The sequence below is a fragment of the Natranaerovirga pectinivora genome (assembly GCF_004342165.1).
Classification (GTDB): Bacteria; Bacillota; Clostridia; order Lachnospirales; family DSM-24629; genus Natranaerovirga; species Natranaerovirga pectinivora.
In genome coordinates this window covers 71,635-78,336 of the sequence record NZ_SMAL01000012.1, presented here as the reverse complement: position 1 = coordinate 78,336, position 6,702 = coordinate 71,635, and the positions used below count along the sequence as shown (strand labels likewise).

Genomic DNA, 6,702 nt, shown 5'->3' with positions numbered 1-6,702 from the left:
TTAGCAATCTAATTTGCTGGCTAAAAGTTTTTTCCGAAGAAAAAATCTTTTAATCTTTATAGTCTTTTGAAACAAGTTCAAGTAAGACTTACATTTTTAGAGATCGTTTTGAAATGAATTTCAAAGCCGACTCTTAGGTGTCTAAGACCCAAATGTTTGAGATGGTTTAAAATAAATTTTAAATCCCACTCATTTTTTTGAAATCTTAGGGTTGCTTCACTGTTCAATTATCAATGTGCTTATCTGCTTTGTTTAGCAGCAAGAATTATATTATCATATGTTTTGTTTTATGTCAAGTTTTTTTTGCTTTTTTATTATGATACAAATTCAAGCTTTTTATTCGTGTTTTTAATGTTTAATTTAAAAAACAACTCGCTAATGTATTTTCTATTGCATCAGCGAATTGTATTATATCACCCTGACTTTTTAATGTCAAGCATATTTATATAATTATTTTTGAAAGATCTATGATTACTTTTAGTAGATAGTTATTGCTATATAATATACTGGCTATTGTGGAATCATTTATCATTTCAAACACCTTAATCATTCCTTGATTTGTACCAAAGAATGTTATAATAACAAATAGAAACCACACCCTTAAAAGACCTAATAGCACACCAAATCCTAATCCTAGTGTTTTATTTAATGAGTTCAATACAGGTAACTTACTTATAATATTCATAGTTTTTATCAATATCCTTATACCTATATATATTATTATAAATATTATTATAAAAGATAGGATATTAATTGCAATTCTAGCTATGTAGCCACTAATATAGTCTTCTAACCTATTTACTTGTAATAAATCATATACTGCATCATTATTATTTACTAACAACGACTCCCTTATTGTTTTTGGCAAAGGCAATTCACTTATAATATTAGTCTGTTCTTCCAATGATGTTTGTGAACTAATTTGTTCTCTCAGATTTAATGTATTTGCTACTGAAGTTTGAATGGACTCATATATTTTAGTGTGTTGATCAATTAATTTACTACCCGCCGGGTATAATTGCATGGTTAAAAAAATAGGCAATAACAATGAACACAATGAGAATAAGGATATTATTAATCCTTTATGATATGCTTTCACTGCACTAAATATGATTATTCCCAGTACTATAATATCTATTACATTCACTTAACTCTCCCCTTTATCTAAGCTTAATTATTTTTGTATCTTTTATACTTACAATCAAGTAGTCATTATTATTAATAGGTACTACTTGCTGTACAGAATAATCAAATGTTTCTTTGTGTCTTAGTCGACCATTGCGTGAGTGTATTTCCCATCCCCATTCATTGTAAAATATTATATCTTCATCATTAGATACCACATTTGTATATTTTATGTCTATAATGCTCTCTCCTAATTTTTCACCTTTATAATTAAATGTTTGTAAAATTTGTTCCCCATCCCCAGTTACTACTCCTAAAAAGCTCTTTCCTTGGACTATAGATTTAATTTCTTCTTCAATATGTATGTCTGATTTTTTATCAGGTTTTTCCGTCATTTCATATATTGTTATACCTGAGTCAGAAAATGCTGCAACGGTATTGTTATCAACAAATTCTACCTTTGGTATTATAGTATTTTCTATACGAAAAGATCCTGCAATTCTTTCATTATAATTTTGTCCTACATTACTAAACTGATAAAAAGTTATTCTGCTTTCTAGATTTATCCCATCTGTAAATAAATAACTTGTAACCAATTTTGTACCATCATTGGAAATAGCTATGTCCAGAGGGTATCCATTCCTATCAAATACTGTTTTACTTCTTGCAATTAAATCACCCTCTGTGGTATACAAATATAAATTGTTCTCGTTTCTATTCTCTTCTACAATACTTACAAAACCACGTTCATTTATATCAAATTCTATTATTTTATAGTTTGTTAGAATCTTATTTACTAACCCTTTTCCATCAAACAAATATATACTTTGGCCACTATAATCCGCTACGGCTATGTAGTTACCCTTTGTTTTTAATCTTGGCATTCTAATACTGTACGCATAATCCCATAGTGTATCCCCTTTAAGAGTCATTAGTTTAATACCATCATTGCTACATACTATTATTGAATTCCCTTGATAACCTTCATATATAACCTTCCCATTGTTATATTCATATTCATATACAATATCAAAACTTGAGATTACCCCATCCCCATTACTCTTTGCATTTACAATAGCTATTATTCCTATTGTTATTGTTATAAGCATAATCATTACTACTATACTTTTTTTTGATTTTTTATCTTCCATCCCTTTTATCCCCTTTAAGGAAAAACATTTTCTTTTGTATTTTTATCATCTTTTTCTTTGATTGGTTTTATATTTTATAAAATACATTAATATCAGTATTAATTCCAATAGACCTATATACCCAAATACCGGATATACTTTGCTAACCATAGTTGAAAATCCTATTTGTGCCACCAGTACACCCATCATTACAAAAATAAATATACCAAAATTGCTATCTTTTTCTTTTGCTTTTAATTTTGCAACGATTCCATATCCATTAGCAACTGCCGTTGTAAACATAGCTGCTATAATTACGAGTATGTATATATATTGTATTAGTGGTGCATACTGCATTACTATTGTAAGCATAGGAATTTCTACACCTTGGATACTATTATAATTTATTAATGTAATAATTCCAAGACATATTCCTAACATACCCAAACTTACCCCAGCGATTAATGCACTAAAGAAGGCTGTTTTTTTGTTTATAACATATTTATGTAATGTTGTTAAAATAACAATGGCTGTAACAGTATTATATGAAACATATATTAATGCTGAACTAAACCAATTATTTCTTAAATCAAAAAGCAATACACTTAAATTATAAAAAGCTTCGGAACTTCTAAATATCCAAATATATAATCCTAATAACAAGCATCCAATTAATAGAATTGGTGCTAATATAGAATTAACCAATACAACACCCTTAACATCAAACAAGAATGTAATGTAACAAGCTATGGCCATTACAATTACCCCAACAAGGTATGGCCATCCAAAGCGTTGTTCTAATAAAGCGCCTCCTCCTGCTAGCATTGCACAAAAGCAAGTAAACATAAAAGCCATTATGACCCATTCAAGTGATGTTCCTATAGCATCTCCTGTTATAGGTCTTATGAAATCCTTAAATGTTTCCACGTTTTGTCCTTGCACAAGTTCTAAAACAGCCCAACCAACAACAAAAAATAAAAAACCCGTTAGAATCAAACCGTATACACCATTGAAGCCATAAACAGTAAAAAAGCTTAACATCTCTTGTCCCGATGCAAAACCAGCCCCAATAATAGTTCCTATATAAACAAAAGCTATTTTTAAAATATTTTTTAGATTATCCACACAACTACCTCATACAAGAATTTTAATAATATATATGTTGTATAAATAGTATTAAGAACAATCTTTCTCTATCTTGTTTGATATAAATTATACCACGTTTTCCAGACTGAATTAATAAATAATCACATATTTTATTTATTATTTTATAATTTAAAAGTATAATAATTTTAGGAAATAAACATATTCTAAACCAAATGATTTTTATTCTAAATAAAGGAGTGAATACAATGACCATTAATAAAATCCCTTTACGCTCAGAAATAGATGATACTTATAAGTGGTGTCTAAATGATATTATATCCTCTTTAGAAACTTTCGAAAATATTTATAATTCTTGTCTTGAAAATTTAAAGGAAATTGCGTTGTTCAAAGATCACCTTACTAAAAATGCTTCTGACTTACTTAGATGTCTTCAATTGAAAGATACTCTTTTAATGGATCTAGAGACTTTATATGTTTATTCTAATATGACTTTACACGAAGATACTACAAATAACCATTCACAAGTTCTTTCTGAAAGAGCAAGTAATCTCCAGTCAATAATTACACAAGGGCTGTCTTTTATTGAACCTGAGCTAATTGAACTGACCTCTGAGAAAATATCTGCTCTTACTAAAGAGGAACCTTCTTTAAAGACTTATGAGCATTATCTTAATAATTTATTAAGAAAAAAAGAGCATATTCTTTCTAAAGAACTAGAAGCCTTGTTATCTAAAGCAACAGACTTTTCAACCAGTATTCAAACCATTTTTTCCATGTTCAATGAGGCGGATATTAAGTTCCCTGAAATAATAGGTGAAGAAGGAAATCCTGTAGAACTTACAAAAGGTAGGTTTATTTCTTTTATGGAGTCTAAAGATAGACGGGTAAGAAAAGATGCTTTTGAAGCATTACTGTCTACTTATAATAATCATAGAAATACACTTGCCGCCATATACACGAGCAGTGTTAAAAAACATGTTTTCTATAAGAATGCTCGTCGTTTTTCATCTTCATTAGAAGCTTCTTTGTATGAAAATAATATCTCTACTGAAGTTTATACCCAATTAATTTCTACTGTAAATGATTATTTGCCTACTATGCACCGTTACGTGGATTTAAGAAAAAGGGTACTGAAATTAGAAGATATTCACTTTTATGATTTATATACACCTATGATTAAAGATGTACGGACTACGATTTCCTATTCAGATGCTAAGAACACAGTAAAAGATGCCCTTATGCCATTAGGTCAAGATTATATTGATTTGCTGGATATTGCCTTCGATAATCGATGGATTGATGTATATGAAAACAAAGGAAAAAGAAGTGGTGCATACAGTTGGGGAACATATAATTCCCATCCCTACGTTCTCTTAAACTTCGATGATTCTATTAAGAACATGTTTACTTTAGCACATGAAATGGGTCACGCTTTACATTCTTATTTATCAAATAAAAATCAAGCTTATGTAAATTCCCATTACTCCATTTTTTTAGCTGAAGTAGCTTCTACTGTAAACGAAGCCTTGTTAATGCAATATTTGCTTGCTAAAACAGAAGACCCTTCTACAAAATTATATTTATTGAACTATTATATGGAACAATTTAGAGGTACTGTATTTAGGCAAACCATGTTTGCTGAATTCGAAAAGATTACCCACGAAATTGTTGAGAACGGTGACCCACTAACATCTGAAAAATTATGTGAAATATATTATGATCTTAATATTAAATACTATGGCCCTCAATTAAATACGGATAGATTAATTGAAATAGAATGGGCAAGAATACCACATTTTTATTATAACTTTTATGTATTTCAGTATGCTACAGGTTATTCTGCGGCTATTGCCTTATCTAAAAAAATTCTTACAGAAGGTGCTAGTGCCGTTAATGCCTATTTAGAATTCTTAAAAAGTGGTGGATCTGATTACTCCTTAGAAATTCTTAAAAAGGCTGGTGTTGATATGACCTCTTCTATTCCTATTACTTCTGCTCTAGATGAGTTTGAAAAAATTGTATCCGAAATGGAATGTTATGAAAAGAACTCTCAAATTTAATTGAGAGTTCTTTTTGGTTGAGGTAATTTAATATTCTGACCAACATATATTAAGTTAGGGTTGGAAATATTATTAAAAGCCATTACTTCTCTCATCATATCTACGTTGCTGTAGTGTTGAAAGCAAATATACGCTAATGTATCTCCTTCTTTAACAATATAAGTATGGTATGTGTCTACTGGATTCACTGTGGCAGTGGTTTCATTCTGAGCGCTATTTGCAGGAGTATTATTTGTTTGGGTATTATTAATTTGTGTAGGATTGTTTTGAGTCGAATTGCTTTGAGTTGTGTTATTGGCACTCTCTATTGCTGGGTTATTACTACCTACCGGACTATTCTCTTCCTTATTATTTGAATCCTCATCTTTACTTTCCTTGTCTTCATTATCTTTATTATTTTCATTTGCGTCTTCAGGTTCTTTGTTAGAACCTTCTTTATCTATATTGGGTCCATTTATGGATAAGTTGTTAATTGTTGCTTCTAAATCTTTCATTTTGTCATAATTATCCATTAAGGCTACCCCTATAACCAATACTATAATGGCCAAGGCTCCACTTACTGCATATAACATATTTACAAGTTTTTTGTGATATACCTCTTGTCTTCTATTTCGAACTTGTCTTCTATAGTTGACAATTACTTCTTCTTCCGGTTCCGGCTCACTTTTTTCTTTACTTATTCTATAATTTAACATATACTGATGCATTTTTTCATTTCGTTCGTAATACACATAATACCCATTTTGTTGTCTTAGTTTTTGGTTTTCATACAAATAAAAAGCATCATCTTTTTCTATAGGATCAATGACAAATAACACCTTGTCTGATCCAGGAAAGTTATCTGTATGCACCTTCCCAATTTGGTCATTTATTCCGATTGAATAACCTGGATGTGAGAACATCCAACCTAAGATCTCTAAATTATCGAAGTACTCTTTCACTTTATCATATATGTATGTCCAAGTTTCACTTGTTAATATAATCCCTGATTGATGATTTAAAAAATACTTAGCTTGTACCGCTCCACTAATTAATAATATTTTTTCATCATTATATTTATAATAATTCCCTAACAGAATTGCAATTTGGGAATTATCTAGATCCAAGGATGCATACTGGTATAAATATGTATAGACATAGTCCTCGATAAATATCTTCTTATTGTTGGAACTTACCTCACCCATTTGCCTAACATTTTTTGGCAATTGGCTTATTGATTTCAAGTTTTCCTCTTTAATATTCTTATCATAAGTGTTTAATATTTCTATCATAATTACAGC

General features: G+C 29.7%; 5 protein-coding genes. 1 reads left to right on the top strand and 4 read right to left on the bottom strand.

Going from position 1 to position 6,702, the window contains the following annotated elements; translation table 11 throughout:
• Positions 1-442 precede the first annotated feature (442 nt).
• Genes EDC18_RS13130 through EDC18_RS13120 form a run of 3 tightly spaced genes read right to left on the bottom strand, consistent with a single transcriptional unit; the run spans position 443 to position 3,380 of the window.
• Positions 443-1,147, bottom strand: a complete 705-nt coding sequence (locus EDC18_RS13130) for a CvpA family protein (RefSeq protein ID WP_132253875.1) — start codon at positions 1,145-1,147, stop codon at positions 443-445.
• A gap of 13 nt (positions 1,148-1,160) precedes the next feature.
• On the bottom strand, positions 1,161-2,276 hold the full coding sequence (locus tag EDC18_RS13125; protein WP_132253873.1) for a DUF5711 family protein: 1,116 nt from the start codon (positions 2,274-2,276) through the stop codon (positions 1,161-1,163).
• Between the two features lie 45 nt (positions 2,277-2,321).
• On the bottom strand, positions 2,322-3,380 hold the full coding sequence (locus tag EDC18_RS13120) for a YkvI family membrane protein (protein ID WP_132253872.1): 1,059 nt from the start codon (positions 3,378-3,380) through the stop codon (positions 2,322-2,324).
• A gap of 227 nt (positions 3,381-3,607) precedes the next feature.
• On the opposite strand from EDC18_RS13120, the gene pepF reads away from it, so the two are divergent.
• Positions 3,608-5,422: an oligoendopeptidase F gene (gene pepF, locus EDC18_RS13115; RefSeq protein ID WP_132253870.1), complete on the top strand. Its 1,815-nt coding sequence runs from the start codon at positions 3,608-3,610 to the stop codon at positions 5,420-5,422.
• Here pepF and EDC18_RS13110 read toward each other — a convergent pair.
• On the bottom strand, positions 5,419-6,693 hold the full coding sequence (locus tag EDC18_RS13110) for a LysM peptidoglycan-binding domain-containing protein (protein ID WP_165878590.1): 1,275 nt from the start codon (positions 6,691-6,693) through the stop codon (positions 5,419-5,421). The genes pepF and EDC18_RS13110 overlap by 4 nt on opposite strands.
• Between the last annotated feature and the right edge of the window lie 9 nt (positions 6,694-6,702).